This window comes from Bradyrhizobium sp. Bra78, from assembly GCF_024519855.1.
GTDB classification, from domain to species: Bacteria; Pseudomonadota; Alphaproteobacteria; order Rhizobiales; family Xanthobacteraceae; genus Bradyrhizobium; species Bradyrhizobium japonicum_G.
The window spans coordinates 559,043-577,711 of record NZ_JALJRE010000001.1 but is presented as its reverse complement, the minus strand read 5'-3'; the positions used below and the strand labels follow the sequence as shown (position 1 = coordinate 577,711).

Annotated in this window: 16 protein-coding genes; 6 read left to right on the top strand and 10 right to left on the bottom strand. The window is 66.1% G+C overall.

From position 1 onward, the window contains the following. Positions 1-2: 2 nt before the first annotated feature. The gene (locus OC450_RS02740; RefSeq protein WP_249129133.1) at positions 3-1,241 is read right to left on the bottom strand and encodes an MFS transporter; all 1,239 of its coding nucleotides are present in this window, start codon (positions 1,239-1,241) and stop codon (positions 3-5) included. A gap of 182 nt (positions 1,242-1,423) precedes the next feature. Between OC450_RS02740 and OC450_RS02735 the strand changes: the two genes are divergently transcribed. The 3 genes from OC450_RS02735 to OC450_RS02725 all read left to right on the top strand — a co-directional run bounded on the left by OC450_RS02735 (position 1,424) and on the right by OC450_RS02725 (position 2,812). After that, entirely contained in the window at positions 1,424-1,954 is a 531-nt protein-coding gene (locus tag OC450_RS02735) for a hypothetical protein (RefSeq protein WP_262047117.1), read from the top strand. Between the two features lie 61 nt (positions 1,955-2,015). Continuing rightward, entirely contained in the window at positions 2,016-2,369 is a 354-nt protein-coding gene (locus OC450_RS02730; protein WP_211384568.1) for a hypothetical protein, read from the top strand. 14 nt (positions 2,370-2,383) lie between these two features. Next, positions 2,384-2,812 (top strand): hypothetical protein, encoded by a 429-nt coding sequence (locus tag OC450_RS02725; protein WP_256806071.1) that lies wholly within the window; start codon positions 2,384-2,386, stop codon positions 2,810-2,812. Between the two features lie 55 nt (positions 2,813-2,867). Here OC450_RS02725 and OC450_RS02720 read toward each other — a convergent pair whose 3' ends face one another. The 5 genes from OC450_RS02720 to OC450_RS02700 all read right to left on the bottom strand — a co-directional run bounded on the left by OC450_RS02720 (position 2,868) and on the right by OC450_RS02700 (position 11,453). Beyond that, positions 2,868-3,329: a hypothetical protein gene (locus tag OC450_RS02720; RefSeq protein ID WP_262047116.1), complete on the bottom strand. Its 462-nt coding sequence runs from the start codon at positions 3,327-3,329 to the stop codon at positions 2,868-2,870. Between the two features lie 134 nt (positions 3,330-3,463). Beyond that, on the bottom strand, positions 3,464-4,837 hold the full coding sequence (locus tag OC450_RS02715; RefSeq protein WP_262047115.1) for an HD-GYP domain-containing protein: 1,374 nt from the start codon (positions 4,835-4,837) through the stop codon (positions 3,464-3,466). Positions 4,838-4,917: 80 nt separating this feature from the next. After that, on the bottom strand, positions 4,918-7,503 hold the full coding sequence (locus OC450_RS02710; RefSeq protein WP_211384564.1) for an EAL domain-containing protein: 2,586 nt from the start codon (positions 7,501-7,503) through the stop codon (positions 4,918-4,920). A 157-nt stretch (positions 7,504-7,660) separates the two neighbouring features. Then, complete coding sequence (locus tag OC450_RS02705) at positions 7,661-8,962, bottom strand: MFS transporter (protein WP_256806212.1); 1,302 nt, start codon at positions 8,960-8,962, stop codon at positions 7,661-7,663. Positions 8,963-9,062: 100 nt separating this feature from the next. Continuing rightward, the gene (locus tag OC450_RS02700) at positions 9,063-11,453 is read right to left on the bottom strand and encodes an EAL domain-containing protein (protein ID WP_256806068.1); all 2,391 of its coding nucleotides are present in this window, start codon (positions 11,451-11,453) and stop codon (positions 9,063-9,065) included. 324 nt (positions 11,454-11,777) lie between these two features. Between OC450_RS02700 and OC450_RS02695 the strand changes: the two genes are divergently transcribed. Beyond that, positions 11,778-12,944 (top strand): ABC transporter substrate-binding protein, encoded by a 1,167-nt coding sequence (locus OC450_RS02695; RefSeq protein WP_262047114.1) that lies wholly within the window; start codon positions 11,778-11,780, stop codon positions 12,942-12,944. Positions 12,945-12,950: 6 nt separating this feature from the next. Here OC450_RS02695 and OC450_RS02690 read toward each other — a convergent pair whose 3' ends face one another. The 3 genes from OC450_RS02690 to OC450_RS02680 are packed head-to-tail and all read right to left on the bottom strand — an operon-like array spanning position 12,951 to position 16,832. Then, positions 12,951-13,928, bottom strand: a complete 978-nt coding sequence (locus OC450_RS02690) for an NAD(P)-dependent oxidoreductase (protein ID WP_262047113.1) — start codon at positions 13,926-13,928, stop codon at positions 12,951-12,953. 11 nt (positions 13,929-13,939) lie between these two features. Next, the gene (locus OC450_RS02685; RefSeq protein ID WP_211384561.1) at positions 13,940-15,793 is read right to left on the bottom strand and encodes a TRAP transporter large permease subunit; all 1,854 of its coding nucleotides are present in this window, start codon (positions 15,791-15,793) and stop codon (positions 13,940-13,942) included. 7 nt (positions 15,794-15,800) lie between these two features. Further along, entirely contained in the window at positions 15,801-16,832 is a 1,032-nt protein-coding gene (locus OC450_RS02680; RefSeq protein WP_211384560.1) for a TRAP transporter substrate-binding protein, read from the bottom strand. Positions 16,833-16,948: 116 nt separating this feature from the next. On the opposite strand from OC450_RS02680, the gene OC450_RS02675 reads away from it, so the two are divergent. Continuing rightward, the gene (locus tag OC450_RS02675; RefSeq protein ID WP_262047112.1) at positions 16,949-17,173 is read left to right on the top strand and encodes a hypothetical protein; all 225 of its coding nucleotides are present in this window, start codon (positions 16,949-16,951) and stop codon (positions 17,171-17,173) included. A 2-nt stretch (positions 17,174-17,175) separates the two neighbouring features. Here the strand turns inward: OC450_RS02675 and OC450_RS02670 are convergent, their stop codons facing one another. Further along, positions 17,176-17,619 carry a DoxX family protein gene (locus OC450_RS02670; RefSeq protein ID WP_211384558.1) on the bottom strand — a complete coding sequence of 148 codons (444 nt, stop codon included), beginning with the start codon at positions 17,617-17,619 and terminating at the stop codon, positions 17,176-17,178. A 95-nt stretch (positions 17,620-17,714) separates the two neighbouring features. Between OC450_RS02670 and OC450_RS02665 the strand changes: the two genes are divergently transcribed. After that, positions 17,715-18,635, top strand: coding sequence for a LysR family transcriptional regulator (locus tag OC450_RS02665; protein WP_256806065.1), 921 nt, complete (start codon positions 17,715-17,717; stop codon positions 18,633-18,635). The last annotated feature ends 34 nt before the right edge of the window (positions 18,636-18,669 follow it).

Genomic DNA, 18,669 nt, shown 5'->3' with positions numbered 1-18,669 from the left:
GTTCAGGTCAACACTTCTGCAGTTGCCGGCAGACGCCCGCGATGCGAGAGCACCAGCAGCGTCATCACAAGAGCCAGGTTCAAAAGGCCGGCGGCAGAGCCGATCGCGAAAGCCGTCGTATAGCTTCCCGTCAGGTCAAAGATCGCAGCGCCTTGATAGCCACCGAATGCATGACCGATCCAGGCGAACGCGAGAATGATTCCCATCAGGGCTCCACGGCGCGCCGGCGGCGTTAGAGCCCGTGCAGAGACCAGCACGCTTGTCATGACACCGGCGTAAGCGAACCCGTACACAATGGAAAAAATCAAGAACCCGCGAAAGGATACGAATTGCGTGAATGCCAGGACTCCAGCCGTCTGGAGCGCCGACGCCACCGCCCACGATGAAAGCGGACCGATCATGTCGCACAGCTTGCCATATGCGATCCGCCCGGCAATTGCGGCAAGAAGCATGGCAAGCATCACGCCGCCGGCGTCGGTCGCGGGAATGCAGAGGCCTTGAATCAGAGGCATCAAGTGCATGAGCGGCACCGCCATACAGGAGCAGCAAAGGAAGACTGCCACGCTGAGGATGGGAACGGCGACGGTCGACCGAATCGGGGGAACATACGCTGCGCCGCTTCCAAAAGCGGGCGCGGGCGCGTCGCGCATGAATGCAGCCAAAGGCAGAAGCGTCACGAGAACGGCCGTTCCCAAGGCGATCATCGCGCCGCGCCAGCCGAAGCGCTCTATCAGATACGCAGAGAGGAAGGGGACGCCACCTTGACCAACGGCTTGCCCTGCGGCGGCGATACCGATTGCGAGGCCCGCCGAGGTCGGGAACCAGTTTCCAACCGTCGCGAAAATCGGAGCGAAGAGCGCGCCTCCACTCAGTGCCCCGGCGAGAAAGAAGATGACATAGAGTTGCCAGGGCGCATGCGCATAGGCCGTCAAGAGCAGGCAAGCGCCCATGACGGTGACTGCGATCAGACATATCGGCCTGATGCCGAGACGATCGGAGACGAACCCCATGACGACGCTTCCGGCCGCTATGCCGAGAAGTCCGAAGCTGTTGATCGCGGCTATTTCAGATCGGCCCCAACCTTCGGCGGCCTCGATCGCGACAAAAAACGCCGTAAGACCGTTGACCAGAGTGCCCATGACGAGCGCGAGCATGAGGGCCGCGGATCCCGTCGTGTACCAGGCGCGATATCGCAACATCTGATGAGCTTTCTGCTTCAATAGGTTCGATCGCGCAATCATGACGCGGATCCGATGGAAAGCTTTGAGAATACCTTGATTTGTTCCTGAGACAGCCCTGATAATTTCTGCGCGCGATCGTGCTGCGCATGTCCACATCACCATGCCTGCCAAAGGAACGTTTCAGCGTCCTGCCACTTTATCCCGCGCCTTGTTTGGCAACTTGATAATCGGAGGAGACAGTGATGAGGATTCTGAAATTGTCTGCGGCCGCAGCTGCGCTGCTGGCCGGTACCGCGCTCGCCATGGCGCAGTCGAGTTCGACCGTCGGCACAGGCGGCTCGTCAGCCGGCGGCGGCACCAGCAGTTCGACCGTCGGCACAGGCGGCTCGTCGGCTGGTTCGGGCAGCGGCTCGGGCTCGGCATCGACGCTTGGCACCGGCGGCTCGTCGGCCGGCGGCGGCACCAGCAGTTCGTCGGTCGGCACGGGCGGCTCCGCCGCGGGCTCGGGCAGCGGCTCGGCCTCGACGCTCGGCACCGGCGGTTCGTCGGCCGGCGGCGGCAAGAGTTCGTCCAGCGTCGGCACGGGCGGCTCCGCGGCAGGCTCCGGCTCCAACTCCGCATCGACCGTCGGCACCGGCGGCTCGTCGGCGGGCGGTGGCAAGAGCGGCTCGACCGTGGGAACGGCCGGCTCGTCCGCGGGACATGCCAGTGACATGGGCATGGAGAAGGGCAAGGGCCACCACAAGGACGAGATGAAGAAGGACAAGGACTGACATCCTGGTCGGCGGAGCGGCAGCAATGCCGCTCCTTCGCCCTTGTTGAAGGAGGACTCGCATGCACCGATCAATCGTTGCGATCGCAGCGTTGACTATGATGGGCAGCGCCGCTGCGGCGGAAACCATGCAGAAGACCGGCAAGACCGCCTCAGGCGAGACCTGCCGGGTCACGGTCGAGAAACATCCCGACGGCAGCGTCACCGCACTCGGCTCATCGGGCTCAGGGACAACCGGCTCGACCGCATCCAGCGGCTCGCTGTCGAGCTCGAGCTCGGCCGGCGGATCGTCGGTGCACGTCCAGGCCGGCGGCGGCAGCGTGTCGAGCTCGTCCTCGACGGCCGGCGGCCCCGGTTCGACCAGCGCGAGCACCGTCACAGTCAACGGCTGCACGATCTCGACATCGTCACCATAGGAAAGGATTCGACAATGAGGACATTGATCGCGACTTCGGCGGTCGCACTTCTGCTCGCCGGCGCCTCTCCGCTCTTCGCGCAGACCAGCATGACCGGCGGCAGCGGCGGTTCGGCCGCCGCCGGCGGCACCTCGGCCACGACTCTCGGCACCGGTGGCACCTCGACTTCGAGCTCCGGACAGACCGGTTCGTCGATTGCTGCGGGAGGCAGTGCCGCTTCCGCCAGCGGCAAGGCGCAGTCCGGCACCAGCATGAACAAGGGCAACGGTCCGGTGCTCAACTCCAATGCGCGGGCGCAGGCGCATGAGGGCGGCACGTTCAGCCGCTCCCACACGCGTACGAAAGTGAAGGCGGGCGAGGAGGTCGGGTCGACCACCAAGACCATGTCGCACGAGCCGGGCTCCAAGCCGACCATGTCGACGACCTCGACGAACGTCCGCTGAACCATCCCCGCGAGACTGCTGCCCGCAAGCCGCGGGCAGTTTTTCGTCGTAGCGATCAACCGCCGCTCAGCGTGCGGCTGACACGGGTCACGATCGCATCCCACTGCCGCTTCTCCGCGGCCGGATAATTGATCAGAACACAATGCACGTAGCGGGGTGCGAAGTTGCAGCGATTGTACCAGATCTTGCCGCGCCGGATGCTGGAGACCACGAAGAAGCGCGGGGTGATGCGCTTGTAGATGATGCCGGACGGCGGATTCTTGCGGGCCAGGAAAACGGCCGGCGAGCTGCCGTCGTTCGGAACGGCCTGCACCGTGATGTCCGCGCGGCCGTCGCCGGTCCGGTACCGCATGCCATATCCGTCGGGCCGCGCCGCTTCCTCGGTGAAGATGGACGAGGGAATGTCGACGCTGGTGCCACTCTCGGGAATGCGATAGCTGGTCCAGCCTTCGGCGCCGGCAGCAGCCGGCAACGCAGGGAGCAGGAGCATGACTGCGATGGCGGCGATCTTCTTCATGGTCGTGCCGGGTTTTGCGTTGAACGGCCGACAACGTGGGGAAAAGCCCGAGGTTCCGATCCGCGAAAATAATGCGCGTTGCCCGTGTCATCTCACCAGACGGTGCAAGCGAGATGATAGCCTCGAAACGCTCGCTAGGCCGCCAGCGTCTCGTCAACCCGTCCGAGGGCCCGGCGAAGAGCCGCAAAGCAATCCGGGTCGAGCTGGGTGCCGACCATCCCCGACATGATGGCGAGAGCTTTCGTGACCGGCATCGCAGCGCGATACGGCCGGTCCGCGGTCAGCGCATCGAAGATATCCGCGGTGGTGATGATCCGGGTTTCCAGGCAGATCTGGCCTGCCGAAAGGCCGCTCGGATAGCCTTTGCCGTCCAGCCGCTCGTGATGCGCGCCGGCGATCGGTGCGAGCTCGCTGAACGCACTGATGCGCGACAGGATTGCTTCCGAATGGGCGGAATGCATGCGCATGACCTCCCATTCGGAATCGTCGAGCTTGCCCGGCTTGTCGAGGATTGCATTGCTGACGCCGAGCTTGCCGATGTCGTGCAGCAGCGCGGCACGCTTGAGCCAGCGTCGCCGCTCGTCGCTGAACTCCAGCTGCTCCGCAATCATGTCAGTGAAAAGCGTGACGCGCTCGCTGTGACCACTGGTGTAGGGACTCTTCGAATCGACCACCTGGGCGAAAGCGGCCGCGATGTCATCCAGATAGTCCTCGTCGACCGGCACGCTCGCCTGCTGCGGCAGCAGCGGAAGGGCCTCGAGCCGGTCCTCAGCGCCGAGCGTGTCCCAGAATCCAGGCTGCTCCGCGAGGCGCTCAAGCGCAGCCACGAGCCGCGGATCGAACCAGCTGCCCGATCGATTCCGGGCTTCACGAAGCGCAGCCTCGGGGCCGTTCGCGATGTAGAATACATCGACCACCTGGGCCAGCAATGCGAGGCGCGAGTAAATCGGGATGGCCGTTTCACGAAGGCCGAGGGGCTTGCCGCCACCATCCCAATGCTCATCGAGATTCTTGATGCCCTCCGCCACCGGTTCGGAGAAGCGCATTTTGCGGGCAATGTCGGCGCCGCGATGGCAGCGCGTCTCGATCAGTTCGCGGGCGATCCTGCCGCCGTTCTGGAAGATGTTGACGATGGCGCGGAACCGCTCGGCCAGGCCGGCCTTCAGCCCAGTATGGCTCAGCACGAAGCGCAGCGCCTGCGGCAGGCTGCCATCGATGAGCTTGAAGTCCTGTTTGAAGGAGCGATCATCGGTCAGATACAGCTCGCAGATGCGCGCAGCGTTGCTGCTGCAGCCGAGATCCTTCAGCAGCAGCGCGTAATAGAGTTCGACCAGTTCGTCTTCGCCGAGGCCGATTTCCCTGCCGATCATGACTCCGATGCGGCTGCACCGCACGCAATGCCCGGCCGGCTGCCCCTCCGAGAGATCGAGCGCGTGGCTCAGTGCGCCGAGCAACTCGGCAAGTGTGATCCTGTCGAGCGGCTTGGGGACGTGAGGCATGGGTTCCATCGAAAGTGCTGCCGGGCAGCTTCGGCCGGTGGACAGATAAAGAGAACTTGTTGCTTGTGAGTTAAAGAACCGTTCGGCGATCAGGCCGACCGCTTCACCGCAACCGCAGCTGCCTGCGCCACATCAAGCCGCCCCAGCATCGCCCTCGCCTGCTCGGCGCAGTGCTCGATCAGCCAGCGCTCGAACGCGATCGGCGGGAGCGCGGGTGCATAGAGAAAGCCCTGCACGACGTCGCAGCCGAGCTCGGCCAGCGTCCTGCGCTGGCCCTCGGTCTCGACGCCTTCGGCGACGACGGTCATGCCGAGGCCCTGTCCGACCCGCACCACCGCGGTGGCGATCGCGAGCGCGCCGGCATTCTTCTCGATGTCGCGCATGAAGCTGCGGTCGATCTTCAGCTCGCGGATCGGCAAATGCGCAAGCCGGCTGAGGCTCGAATAGCCGGTGCCGAAATCGTCCACGGAAAGCCCGACGCCGAGCTCGCGGATCGCGTTCATCGTCTCGAGCGCGGCGACGCTGTCCTGCATGAACGCGCCTTCGGTGATCTCGAGCATCAGCGCATCCGCCGGCAGATCGTATTCGGCGAAGATGTCCTTGAGCCGCGCGGCCAGCGTGACGTTGCGGAAATTGATCGGCGACAGGTTCACCGACACGCAGGGAATGTTGAGCCCGGCGCGGCGCCAGATCGCCATCTGCCGGCAGGCTTCGCGCACCGACCACAGGCCGATCTGCTCGATCAGGCCGCACTCCTCGGCGAGCGGGATGAATTTGGCCGGCGAGACGTCGCCGAGCACGGCGTCGTGCCAGCGCGCCAGCGCCTCGACGCCGTGGATCGCGCCGTCGCTGCTGCGTATCTGCGGCTGGTAGCTGAGGGTCAGCGCGCCCTCGGCGATGGCGCGGCGCAACGCACCGATCAGGGCCAGCCGCTGCTCGGTGAGTCCGTTCATCTCGGCGCTGAACAGGCGATGGGTCGAACGTCCGGCCTGCTTGGCCATGTACATGGCCGCATCCGCCTGCTGCATCAGGGTGTCGATGTCGGTCGCATGATCGGGATAGAGGCTGACGCCGATGCTCACCGACATCTGCAGCTGCCTGGAGCCGAGCCGCAGCGGCGCGGCCAGCGCGTCGGTGATCCCGGCCGCGACGCGCTCCGCACTCTCGGCGTTGCGCTGCGGCAGCAGGATGACGAACTCGTCGCCGCCGAGCCGCCCCAGCATGTCCTCGGGCCCGATCTGTTCGCGCAGGCGCTGCGCGAGCTGGATCAGCAATTCGTCGCCGGCGGCGTGACCGAGCGTGTCGTTGACGTCCTTGAAATGATCGACGTCGAGGAAGGCCAGCGCCACATGGCTGCCGGTCGGACAGGCGTCGATCGCGGTGGTGATCAGGTTCCGCAGCTGCGCGCGGTTCGGCAGGCCGGTGAGGATGTCGTGATAGGCGAGCCGCGCGATCTCGGCGCGCGCCTCCTTGCGTTCGATCGCAAAAGCGCCGAGGTCGACGCAGGCCTCGACGATGCGCCGGTGCCAGTTGCTCGGCGCACGCGGCTCACGGAAGTAGAAGGCGAAGGTGGCGATGACCCGCCCGTCCTTGGCCTTGATCGGCGTCGACCAGCAGGCGCGCAAGCCCAATTCGAGCGGCATCGCCTTGTAGGGCTGCCAGCGCGGGTCGGTCTCCAGATCGGTCGCCAGAACCGGCTCGCCGTAAAAGGCCGCGGTTCCGCACGAGCCGACGTCGGGGCCGATGGCAATTCCGTCCAGTGCGCGGGAATAGTCCTCGGGCAGGCTCGGGCCGCCGAGCGGATGGAGCAGGCCCGCGGCATCGACGTGAAGCAGCGAGCAGACGACGTCGGGCGCGATCTCCTCGACCCGGCGACACAGCCTGCCGGCGATATCGGTGATCGGAACCTCGTCGGCAAGCGAACTCATGATGAGCTGCTGAAGCGAGCGCAGCTGCTTGGTCTCGGTGATGTCCTCGATCAATGCGAATATGTGCTTGACCCGGCCCTTCCCGTCGCGGAAGGCGTCGATGCGGGCGCAGACCCAGATCTCCTCGCCGTCCTTGTCATAGGCGAGCGCCTCGACCTCGCCGCGATGGCCGCCATGCATCAGGCGCTTGACGAGCTTCGCGACGGCCTTGCGATCGGTGTGGCGGCCGGCGATCAGCCCGCCTGCGCGGCGGCCCTCGGCTTCCTCGCTGGTATAGCCGAACAGCGTCGTGAATGCGGAATTGACGTAGACGATGTTCTGCTCGGTGTCGGTGATCATCACCGCGCGGTTGGTCTGGTCGGAGACGGCGTGGAGAAGCCCGATTCTGACGCGGCGTTCGGCCTCCGCGGTGACGTCGCGTGCGAACACGACGTGATGGGTCACGCCACCACTGGTAATTGATGAAAGCGAGATGGCCGCCCGGATGCGGCTGCCGTCGCGGCGCACGAGGCTGATCTCGTCGTGGAATTCCGCAACCGGTTCGGCCTGAACGCATTTGAGCGCGAGAAGCTCGGCGTCGCGGCCGAGCACATCGGCGCGCGCGAGTTTCCAGATTCGCTCGGCACCGGCGTTGAAATGCGTGATGCGATGCGCGCTGTCGACGATGAGGATGCCATCATCGGCGCATTCGAGCGCAGCCAGCAGCACTTCCGGAGTTTCTGTCATGGGACAATCGGAGGCGGACATCGTTGGACCCGGAGGCATCGGGGAGAGGCGGCAATGGGGCCAACGCTAACGCTGCGATGGTGTCCAAGACGTTTTTGCAATTCCTCCGTGCCGCGGCAAGACGCGACATGCTTAACGTTCTGCGAAAAACCGGACGGTAAGTCAGTGTGTACGGAACCTATTCGGCGCCGGTTCCACCCTGGAGCTTGTGCTGGCGGCCGGCCACGGCGCGCACCTTGCGCGGCGCGGCCCGCCAGATCGACAGCGCCGACAATCCGCTCACGACGATCGCGATGCCGAAGGCGAGCGTGTAGTCGCCGACCCGATCGTAAAGCAGGCCGGTGATCCACGGCCCGGCGGCGCCGCCGGCCAATGCCGCCAGCATGATCGTGCCGAAAATGCTGCCCTGGTGCCGGCCCTGAAAGATCTCGAACACCACCGCGCCCATGATCGAGGTGAGGCCGTAGCCGAGCGCGCCTTGCGTGAACACCATGAGGTAGACCAGCCACAATGACGGCTGGAATTTCAGCGCCATCAGCGCCGCGAAAGAGATCGCGAAGCCCGCACAGCTGATCGCCCACACCCATTCCCGCCCGATCCGGTCGGAGACATGGCCGAGCAGGATCTGGCCGGGAATGCCGAGCAGGCTGACGATGCCGAGCGCCCACACCGCGACACCAGCGCTGAAGCCGATGTCGAGCAGGAATTTCGTCTGGTGCACCTGGACCGCGTACCAGATGTACAGGCCGCAGAAATAACCGAGCGCGATCCACCAGAAGCGCGAGGTCGCGACGGCGCGTCGGAGCGTCCATTCGGTGGCGACCCAGACGGGATCGACGATGTTGGAGCTTGGCTTTGCGGCCCCTGGGGCCGGGGCGGCATCGCCGTCCGGCTGGAGGCCGATATCCTCGGGGCGCTTGTGCAGGAACAGGTTGACCGGCGCCAGCACGACGAGAACGAGCAGGCCCATCGCGGTGCAGGCGGTGCGCCAGCCGGTCCCTTCGATCATGTGCTGCACCCACGGCAGCAGCGTCACCGAGCCGATGCCGACGCCGGCGAAGGCAATGCCGATGGCAAAGCCACGCTTGCGGATGAACCAGTTCGGCAGGAACAGCGACTGGCCGGAATAGCCGAGACACACCGAGCCGGCGCCGACCATGACGCCGATGGTGACGTAGAGATGCCAGGGTTGGGTGGTGAGCGGCGCGAGCAGCAGCCCGCCCCCCATCAGGACCACGCCGAGCTCCATCACCGCGCGCGGACCGGCACGGTCCATCAGGCGGCCGATCAGCGGGCTGACCACGCCCGAGACGACGAAGCCGAAGGAGAAGGCACCCGCGGTGACACCGCGCTCCCAGCCGAATTCGGAGATGATGGGCGGGAAGAACAACGAAAAGGCGGTGCGCGCGTTCACGCCGATGGCCATGGTGACGAAAGTCACCGCGACCACGACCCAGCCGTAGAAGAACGGAAGCCGCATTGTGTGTTTCATCCCTGGCCGATCCTTCCGACCATCCGGGACTGACCGGGTCAAGCGTTTTTCGCGCATGCCCGTTGAGCGGGACGCTTGTGCGCCGCGCTCAGGCGGCGTCGCGCCGTGAGGCTTTGACCGGCGCGTCGAACAGGATCCGCTCGATCGGCTGCGGGCGGCCGAACAGATAGCCCTGTGCGAAATTGACGCCGAGCGCCTTCAGCCGCTCGTACTCCTCGCGGGTCTCGACGCCCTCGGCGGTGACCGACATGTCGAGCCCGCGCGCCAGCGTCACGATCGAGGAGATGATGGCGGAGCTGCGCGGCTGATGCGTGAGGTTGCGGATGAACGACTTGTCGATCTTGATCTTGTCGAACGGGAACGCGGTCAGATAGCTGAGCGACGAATAGCCGGTGCCGAAATCGTCGAGCGCGAGCTCGATGCCGATGCTCTTCAGCCGTTCCATGAAGGCGTGGTTCTCGACCCCGCGCTCCAGCAGGACGGATTCGGTGATCTCGATCTCCAGCCGCTGCGGCGGCAGCCCGGAATCGGCGAGCGCCGCGCTGATCATCTCGAACAGCTCGGCCTCCTTGAACTGGATCGGCGACAGGTTGACGGCGACCGCGAGGCCGGAGGGCCACCCGGCTGCGTCCGCGCAGGCGCGCCGCAGCACGAACTCGCCGAGCGGCACGATCAGTCCGGTTTCCTCGGCAAGCGGGATGAACTGGTCCGGCGGAATCAATCCGCGCGTCGGATGCCGCCAGCGCACCAGCGCCTCGAAGCCGCGCCGCTCGCCGCTGAGCGCGTCGATGAACGGCTGGTAGTGCACCTCCAGCTGGCACCGTGCGATGGCGTCGCGCAAATCGCCTTCCAGCACGTTGCGCGCCTCGAGCTCGGCCGACATCGCCTCGTCGTAGATGGTGAAGCAGTTGCGGCCGGCCGATTTCGAGCGGTAGAGCGCAAGGTCGGCCTTTTTCAACAGCTGCTCCTGGCCGCTGCCGTGATCGGGCGCAATCGCAATACCGATGCTGGTACCGATCTCGACGCGGTGTCCGGGCAGGAGGAACGGGTTGGCGATGAGCTTTGCGATCCGCCCCGCCAGCTCGGTCGAGCAGACGCGCTGGTCCTCGCAAGCTTCCTGGATGATGGCGAATTCGTCGCCGCCGAGCCGGGCCAGCACGTCGCTGGCGCGCATGGCGGATTTCAGCCGCTGCGCGACCTGGCGCAGCAGCGCATCGCCGGCACCGTGACCGAGCGAGTCGTTGACGTTCTTGAAGCGGTCGAGGTCGAGCATCAGGATCGAGAAGGCCGGACCGCCGTCGTTCAGACGGCCATTGAGCTCGTCGAGCCGGGCGAGGAAGAAGGCGCGGTTGGGCAGTCCGGTCAGGATGTCGGTATGGGCGAGCTCGAGCACCCGCCGGTTCGCCAGCGACAGCCGCCGCGAATTGCGGCTTGCAAGCATGAGGTAGGTCGACAGCGACAGCGTCAGCAGCATGCCGACGATCAGCACCGCGCCCGCGCGATCGTAAGTCGTCTCCAGCGGACCACCGGAAGCCGGGACCGCCCGCACCTGCCAATCGGTGTCACCGATCTTGAGGCTGCCTGACCAGTGCAGGGCCTGCGCGACGTCACGCATCGACTGCGGCGCCGTCGCGGCCGACGCATAATCCGGCAGCATTTCATCCAGGCTGACGATCTGACCCGTGAACGGTGGATAGACGTTGACGCTGACCGCGGGGCTTGCGCCTGTGGTCACGCGAATGGACTGGATCAGCAGCGGCAGGTCGAAGACGCCGACGACGAAGCCGGCGAGATTGCGGCGCCGGTCCACCGACGTGTCGCGCGAGGTTCCCTTGGCGTAGACGGGAATGGCGACGAGGACGTCGGGCTGCCGGCTGCCCTCCCTCGGCTCGTAAAGGCGCGTGCGAATGGCCACGACACGGTCGGTATCGCGCGCGCGCTCGAGGGCCGCGCGGCGCTCCGGAACGCTCGCGTAGTCCATGCCGTAGACCGGCGACGTCTTCGGCTGGGTCGAGTAGAACACCGGAAAATATTCATCGCTCTGCGGCGCGGTCGCGAACGCATCGCCCTGGAGCGACTTGATGCGGTAGCCGGACACGCCGTCGGTCACCGCGGCGGCCTCGTATTCGGCGCGCTCCTTGCGGTTGACGCGCGGCACCCAGGCGATGCGCAGCATGCCGGGATGGCGCTCGAACAGGCGGGCGCTGAAGGTCTCGAATTCGCTGCGGGTGATCTCCTCGTTGGTCGATTCGAACAGCGTGCGCAGGGCGACGAGCCTGGAGATGTACTCGCCCATGCCGTGCTGCATGACGATGGCCTCGGTCTCGGCCGCGTTCTCGAACTCGATCCTGTTGACACGATGTTCCCATCGCGCCACGGCGGCCGCGCCCGCGATCGAGAACAGAAGCCCGACGCCGACGGCGACGAGCGCAGGGCGATAGAGCCCGAGCAGCGGCGCGGCACGCCACCACCCGGTCATACGCCTCCGATCCTGATCGTTCTGATCGCGACCGCCCATCTTGATCCGCAAGTCCCCATCGCACGGCCACTCGAACTTCTGGTTGAGCCGCCGGAACCACTATCGGACAAGGAACGCGGTTAAGAACTGCCCAATTTCGTAACCGGCCTGTTCCGCATCACGCGGCTTAGTTAACGATTGACCTGCGAGTTACGTCAGTCTGACAGGATCCTGCCGGTTTTCCCCGGAGTCTTACGGACCTCTCGACGCATCCCAGGTTAGCGACCTGTTCAGCGCGCCAGACCTATCGTCTCCGCAACGTCTTCAGCATCCGGCCAGCTCCTCATGACACGATCGCGATCCGCGACATACGCCGCCTTGACCATCGCATGGCTGGCCGCGGCAATGCTGCCGGCGCGAGGCGACGAGGTCGGCGTCAGCAAGGATGCGATCCTGTTCGGCCAGGCCGCAGCCCTGGAAGGCCCCTCCTCCGCACTCGGACAGCGGATGCGGCAGGGCATCGTCGCGGCGTTCACCGAGATCAACGCCAAGGGCGGCGTCCACGGCCGCAAGCTCCAGCTCATCAGCCGCGACGACGGCTACGACCCCGACCGCTCGGCTGCGCAGACGCTGCGGCTGATCGAGGACGACAAGGTGTTCGCGCTGATCGGTGCGGTGGGCACGCCGACCGCAATGGCGACAATTCCGATCACCAGCCCCAGGAAGGTGCCCTTCATCGGTCCGTTCAGCGGCGCCGAATTCTTGCGCGACCTCGAGCTTGCGAACGTGGTCAATATCCGCGCGAGCTATGGCGCCGAAGCCGAGGCGTGGGTCAAGCACCTCACGGAGGATCTCCACTTCACCCGGATCGCGATCTTCTACCAGGACGATTCCTTCGGCCGCGACGGTCTGTCCGGCGTGAAGCGCGCGCTCGCCAAACGTGGCCTCGAGCTCGCCGCCGAAGGCACCTTCGAGCGCAACACCCGCGCGGTCACCTCGGCCTGGCGCATGATCAAGCGCGTCGAGCCGGAGGCGATCGTCATGGTCGGGACCTACGGTCCCTGCGCGGAGTTCATCAAGCTCGCTCACCGCAGCGGCGCGCATCCGACTTTCGTCAACATCTCCTTCGTCGGCGCCAACGCACTCGCCCAGGAGCTCGGCCCCGAGGGCGAAGGCGTCATCGTCTCGCAGGTCGTGCCGTTTCCCTGGGACCGCTCGCTGAAGCTGGTCGCCGACTACCAGGCGGCGCAGAAAGCGTTCGACCCGGCGCTGACACCGGACTTCGTGTCGCTCGAAGGCTACCTCTCCGGCCGCCTAGCGGCCGCGGCACTGGAACAGGCCGGACCGCAACCGACGCGCGCGAGCCTGCTGCGCGCCATCAACGATGTCGGCCGCTTCGACATCAGCGGCAGCATCGTCACCGTCGGCGTGGGCATGATCGACACGCCGCCGAAGGTGTTCCTGACCGTGATCCAGAAGGACGGGACGTTCAAGGCAGTGGACCGGCTATAGCGGCGCTCACGGCCGCCGCGTCCAGCGCTCCGCGTTGACGGCGCCTTGCGGCACCTCGCCCTTGACGATGGCCGCGACCTGCCGCACCGTTTCCAGCGACTGATATTCGATCGCCTGCGGCGTCAGGCCGCCGACATGCGGCGTGGCGATGACATTGGGGAGCCTCGCCAGCTCCGGCGTCGGCATCTGGTCGGGTGCACGGCCGACATCCATCGCCGCGCCGGCGATGCGGTTCTCGCGCAGCGCGCGGGCAAGCGCCGCCTCGTCGACGAGATTGCCGCGCGACAGATTGATGAACAGCGCGTGCCTCTGCATGCGCGCCAGCGCCGCCTCACCGATCAGGTTCTCGGTCGCTTCATTCGCAACCGCAAGGCATACGACATAGTCCGACGCGGCGAGAAGCTCGTCGAGACCGACCTGCCGGATGGCGCTGTCGCCGACGGTCGCGAAGGGATCGGACACCAGCACCTCCATGCGCAGCACTTTTGCCACTTCGGCGAGGTAACGCCCGATGCTGCCATAACCGATGATGCCGATCCGGCTGCCGGCGAGCTGACGGCCCATCCGCGCTTCCGGCTTGCGGCCGGACTGATAGTCGGCGGTCGCCCGCGAGACGCCGCGGGAAAGATCGACCATGAAGCCGAGTGCGAGCTCGGCCACCGCCTGCACGAAGCCGGGGCCGGCGCGGGTCACCAGCACGCCGGCGGTCGAGGCGGCCTCGACATCGACGTTGCGGATATCGACGGCACAGCGGACGAAGGCACGCAGGCGCGGCAGTTGCGCAAAGATCTCGCCGCGCCCCTCGGTCATGCGGTCGGCGACGATGATGTCGGCATCTTTCGCCGCGCGCACGAGGCTGGCCGCGTCAAGCGTATTGTCGCGCTCGTGCAGGATCACCTCGGCGGTGGCGCGCAGGCCGTTCAGGCTGCGGTCGCCGTAGTAATTGCGGCGCATCTCCGGCGTGTGAGCCAGCAGGACTTTCACGGAAAACTCCTTCAGTAGCCGAATGCGCGCGGCAGCGCGGTCGAGAGCCATGGCACGAAGGCGATCACCAGCAGGCAGAGGAACAACAGGCCGAGATAGCCCATGATCGGCTTCACCGTCTGCTCGATCGGCACGTTGCCGATCAGGCAGGCGCCGTAGAGCCCGAGCCCGAGCGGCGGCGCGAACAGGCCGATCCCCATCGCGATCACCAGCACCACGCCGAAATGCAGGGGATCGATGCCGAGCTGCACCGCGACCGGCAGCAGCAGCGGCCCGAAGATGATCAGCGCGGCCGCGCCTTCCAGCACCGAGCCCATCACGATCAGCACCGCGATCGCGAGCAGCATGAACAGCCAGACGCCCGAGGTCTTCGACAGTCCCAGCATGAAATCGCCGACCGCATGCGGCACCTGCTGCAAGGTCAGCGTGAACGCGAGCGATTGCGCCGCGGCGACGATGAACAGCACGAGCCCCGCGCGCGTTGCGGCCTGCACGAAACTGTGCGCGGCCGAAGTGAAGCCGAGCTCGCGGAACACCAGGCTGCCCACGACGAGCGCATAGGCGACCGCGAAGGCCGAGATTTCCGTGGCTGTGGCAAAGCCGCTCTTGAAGCCGAAGAAGATCATGAAGATCAGGCCGAACGAGGCGATCGCGCCGCTCCACAGGCCGGACACCGGAATCTGTGGCGCGACCTCTTCGGCATCGGCTGGCCGCTTGCCGAAGATGATGGAGACGGCGATCAGGACCAGCGCCATCAGCGCCGCCGGCAGCAGGCCCGCGACAAACAGGCCGCCGATCGACAGGTTCGCCACGAATCCCAGGATGATCAGGTTGATGCACGGCGGGATCGTCTCCGCCATCACGGCGGAAGCCGCGAGCAGCGCCACCGCGCCGCCCGGATTCTGCTTGGAGCGGCGCGCCGCAGGGATCAGCACGGAGCCGACAGCGGCGACGTCGGCCATCTTCGAGCCCGAGATGCCCGAGAACAGCACCATCGAGGCCACCATCACCACGTTGAGCCCGCCGCGCATGCGGCCGACCCCGCGCTGCAACAACTCGATCAGGCGCACCGACATGCCGTTGGCTTCCATGAGGTAGCCGACGAGAATGAAGAACGGAATCGCCAGCAGCACGAAATTGTCGATGCCGCGCGCCATCTGCTGGGCGAAGATCACGCCGGGCAGCGCGCCCTCGACCCAGATGAAGATCAGCGCGGCCAGCGCCAGCGCAAAGCCGATCGGCAATCCGCCGAACAGCGTCGCGAAAAAGCCGATCAGCATCAGCGTGCCCGCTGACGGCACCGTGGCGGGCGACAGATAATCCCAGGCCAGATAGAGCCCGGTCACGACGGCAATCGCGACGAGCCCCCGGACGATGTCGGGCAGCGGCCTGGCGCAAAGATGGTCGATCGCGAACACCGTCATGAACAGCGCACCGACGCCCATCGGATAGAAGGTCAGCTCCAGCGGCAGGCCCGAGCCGGTGGTCTGGCCCGCCGTCAGCGAGCCCAGCTTGATCGCGTTGTAGGCGACATAGCCGGAGATCAGCACGATCAGCAGCGCGGCGGCGGCGTCGACCAGCGTCCGCAGCCGCGGCGACAACAGGTCGCGGAAGAAGGACACGCCGACATTCTCGCCGCGCGCGAGCGCGCTCGCCGCGCCGAAGAAGGCCGAGCCGACCATCAGGCCGCGCGCGACGTCGTCGGACCATTCGACCGGTGCGTTGAAGCAAAAGCGCAGCAGCACGGACGCGCAGACGACCACGAGATCCGCAGCCAGCAGGATGGCCGCGATCGCGTCGCTCGAGCGAAGCAGCAGGGCGATGCTACCGTGGCGGCCGCCCGAGAGGGGCACGGCGGCTGTCATCGCCATCTCAGGCTTGCGTCGCGCGGATGATGTCGATGACCGGCTTCGATTCCGGCCGCGCCTTGATGAAGTTCTCGATCTGCGGCGCGACGCGCTTCCTGAACGCCTCGCGGTCGCATTCGGCGACCGTCACGCCCTTCTCGGTCAAGGCCGCCAGCGCTTCCTTCTCGACCGCAAGCCCATGGGTACGGGTGTCGGCCGCGGCCTTCTTCGCGGCATCGAGGAAGCCTTCGCGCAGCTTCGGATCCATGCGGTTGTAGGTCATGTCGCTGAAATAGATCGCGAGCGGCGAGAAATTGTGCTGCGTCAGCGCGTAGAACTTCGCCGTTTCGAAGAACTTGCTGGCCAGGATCGTCGGCGGATCGTGCTCCAGCCCGTCCAGCACGCCGGCCTGCAGCGCCGTGTAGATTTCGCCGAACGCCAGCGGCGTCGCGGCGGCCCCCATCAGCCGCAGGCATTCGGTGATGACGGGATTTGGCAGCGTCCTGATCTTGAGGCCGGCGAGATCCTCCGGCGTCTTCACCGGCTTCCTCGCAAGGACGCTGCGCGAGCCGAAATTATAGGCCCAGGCGATGATGCGGATGTTGCCGCCCTTGAGCAGCGCGTCCTCGATCGGCTTGGCGGCGCCGGCGTCGAACGCCTTGGTCTGCTGCGGGAAGCTCGAGAACAGAAAGCCGAGGTCGTAGGTGCCGACCAGCGGCACCAAATTGGCCGAGATCGAGGAGCCCGACACCATCAGGTCGATGACACCGAGCTTCACCGAGTTGATGACGTCGATTTCCTGCCCCAACTGGTTGTCGGGAAAGAACGCGACCTCGACCTGCTCGCCGAGCCCGTTGCCCTTCAGGTTCTTGACCAGATTGTCGTAGTAGACGCGGCCGTTGGCGTATTTTGGATCGTTCGGCAGCGAGGATGAGCATTTCAGCTTCATCGTGGCGGCTTCGGCACGGCCGATGAGGGCGGGGGAGAACACGAGGCCGGCGGCAAGTCCCGTCGATGACTTGATGAACGCGCGACGGTTCACGGGCACGATGGTCATGATGCGGTCTCTCCCCAATTATTATTTTTTCGTGCCGCGGTCGTTGCCGCAGCCCGTTGTGCGGACTGTATGGCCAAAGCGACGGCGCAGGCAAGGGTTGCAGCCGGGGTGCCGCGATGGCGCAAGAAGCAGGCGCGTCGGCAGAGACCGCCTCGGAACGCCTGTGTTTATCGGTGTTTCCGATGATGCCGCACGGCAGCGACGAGGCCCGCCATGCAAGATTGACGCGGATCGATCCAATTCAGGTATGGATCAATGCCGAACGCAGATTGATGGGTGCGAAGCAGAACAAGCCGCGGGATATTGATCCCGCGGCTGTTGCGATCGAGCGGATGCCGTGACGTCAGCGCGAATGCGCGCCGCTGAGCTGGCCGCTCGCCACCGCGACGTCGCGGGACGGACGCAGCGCGTAGGCGCCGTCGCCGAGCAGGGCTTGCGCCGCGAGCGCGATCGCCCAGAAGGCGGGGAATTCCCAGCCGCCCTTCGGGTTGGTGAAGAAGAAGCCGGCGGCGCCGTGCACGGTGAAGATCGCACCGAGCAGGATCGGAATGCCGGCCAGCGCCGCATAGCGGGTCCAGAAGCCGAGGATCAGCGCGACGCCACTGAGAACTTCCACCGTCATGATGAGGTAGGCGAGCTCGGGCGGGAAGCCGAGGCTTCCGAAAAACTTTGCGGTGCCGGCGGGGGTGAACACGAACAACTTCAGGCTGGCATGGGCGAGGAACAGCGCACCCAGCGTCACGCGCAGCACCAGCGCGGCGTAGGGAGCGGTACGGGAATCGATCATGGTGGTCTCCTTGTTGGAGGCAGCTATGATCTATTCTCAAGATCACGATAATCCGCTATATTGGAAATATACCTCACACCAGTAGAGTGAGATGAATGCTCGACCGGCTGACCAGCCTGGAAGTCTTCGCCAAGGTCGCGGCGATCGGGAGCCTGTCCGGCGCGGCCCGGGCCATGGGCCTGTCGCAGACCATGGTGACCAAGCATGTCGCCGCGCTCGAAGCCCGGCTCGGCACAAGACTGTTCCACCGGACCACAAGGCGGCTGTCCATCACCGAGGCCGGACGGAGCTATCTGGAATCCTCCGAGCGCATCCTCGCCGACATGGAGGCCGCCGACGCCGCGGTCGCGCGCGAGCGCGTCGAGCCGCGCGGGCTGTTGCGGGTCAATGTCCCCGTCGTGTTCGGCACCCGGCAAATCGCGCCCGCCATCGCCGAGTTTTCGGAACGCCATCCCGAGGTCACCGTCGAGCTCGGCCTCAACGACCGCCTCGTCGATCTCGCCGAGGAAGGCTGGGACCTCGCGATCCGCATCGGCAAGCTGCGCGACTCCAGCATGGTGGCGCGACGCCTCGCGCCGAACCGCATGGTCGTCTGCGCCGCGCCGTCCTATCTGGCGAAGCACGGCACGCCGCGCAGCGTCGCCGACCTCGCCGCCCATAACTGCCTCGGCTACACGCTCTCGCAGCAGGCGAGCGCGGCGGAATGGCTGTTCGGCGTCGATGGCGAGATCCGCGTCCAGGTCAGCGGCACCCTGCGCGCCAACAATGGCGATGCGCTGCGCGCGGCAACATTGGCGGGCCTCGGCCTCGCGCGACAGCCGACCTTCATCATCGCCGACGACCTTCGCGTCGGCACGCTGGTCGCGCTTCCGCTCGACCAGCCGGAGGTCCAGACCTCGGCGGTGCACGCGGTCTACCTGCCCGACCGGCGTCCGCCCGCCAAGGTGCGCGCCTTCATCGACTTTCTCGCTGCGCATTTTGCGCCCGAGCCGCCCTGGGATCGCGGACTGTTCTGACGGCGCACGGCCTGACGCGCCAGCTCCGGCAGTT

Excerpts from the sequence above, each read along its gene's own strand:
- OC450_RS02720 (WP_262047116.1), bottom strand. The coding sequence starts at position 3,329 with ATGAAGAAGATCGCCGCCATCGCAGTCATGCTCCTGCTCCCTGCGTTG.
- OC450_RS02685 (WP_211384561.1), bottom strand. The coding sequence starts at position 15,793 with ATGACAGCCGCCGTGCCCCTCTCGGGCGGCCGCCACGGTAGCATCGCC.
- OC450_RS02670 (WP_211384558.1), bottom strand. The coding sequence starts at position 17,619 with ATGATCGATTCCCGTACCGCTCCCTACGCCGCGCTGGTGCTGCGCGTG.
- OC450_RS02735 (WP_262047117.1), top strand. The coding sequence starts at position 1,424 with ATGAGGATTCTGAAATTGTCTGCGGCCGCAGCTGCGCTGCTGGCCGGT.
- OC450_RS02705 (WP_256806212.1), bottom strand. The coding sequence starts at position 8,962 with ATGCGGCTTCCGTTCTTCTACGGCTGGGTCGTGGTCGCGGTGACTTTC.
- OC450_RS02680 (WP_211384560.1), bottom strand. The coding sequence starts at position 16,832 with ATGACCATCGTGCCCGTGAACCGTCGCGCGTTCATCAAGTCATCGACG.
- OC450_RS02695 (WP_262047114.1), top strand. The coding sequence starts at position 11,778 with ATGACACGATCGCGATCCGCGACATACGCCGCCTTGACCATCGCATGG.
- OC450_RS02730 (WP_211384568.1), top strand. The coding sequence starts at position 2,016 with ATGCACCGATCAATCGTTGCGATCGCAGCGTTGACTATGATGGGCAGC.
- OC450_RS02710 (WP_211384564.1), bottom strand. The coding sequence starts at position 7,503 with ATGTCCGCCTCCGATTGTCCCATGACAGAAACTCCGGAAGTGCTGCTG.
- OC450_RS02725 (WP_256806071.1), top strand. The coding sequence starts at position 2,384 with ATGAGGACATTGATCGCGACTTCGGCGGTCGCACTTCTGCTCGCCGGC.
- OC450_RS02665 (WP_256806065.1), top strand. The coding sequence starts at position 17,715 with ATGCTCGACCGGCTGACCAGCCTGGAAGTCTTCGCCAAGGTCGCGGCG.
- OC450_RS02700 (WP_256806068.1), bottom strand. The coding sequence starts at position 11,453 with ATGACCGGGTGGTGGCGTGCCGCGCCGCTGCTCGGGCTCTATCGCCCT.
- OC450_RS02675 (WP_262047112.1), top strand. The coding sequence starts at position 16,949 with ATGGCGCAAGAAGCAGGCGCGTCGGCAGAGACCGCCTCGGAACGCCTG.
- OC450_RS02715 (WP_262047115.1), bottom strand. The coding sequence starts at position 4,837 with ATGGAACCCATGCCTCACGTCCCCAAGCCGCTCGACAGGATCACACTT.
- OC450_RS02740 (WP_249129133.1), bottom strand. The coding sequence starts at position 1,241 with ATGATTGCGCGATCGAACCTATTGAAGCAGAAAGCTCATCAGATGTTG.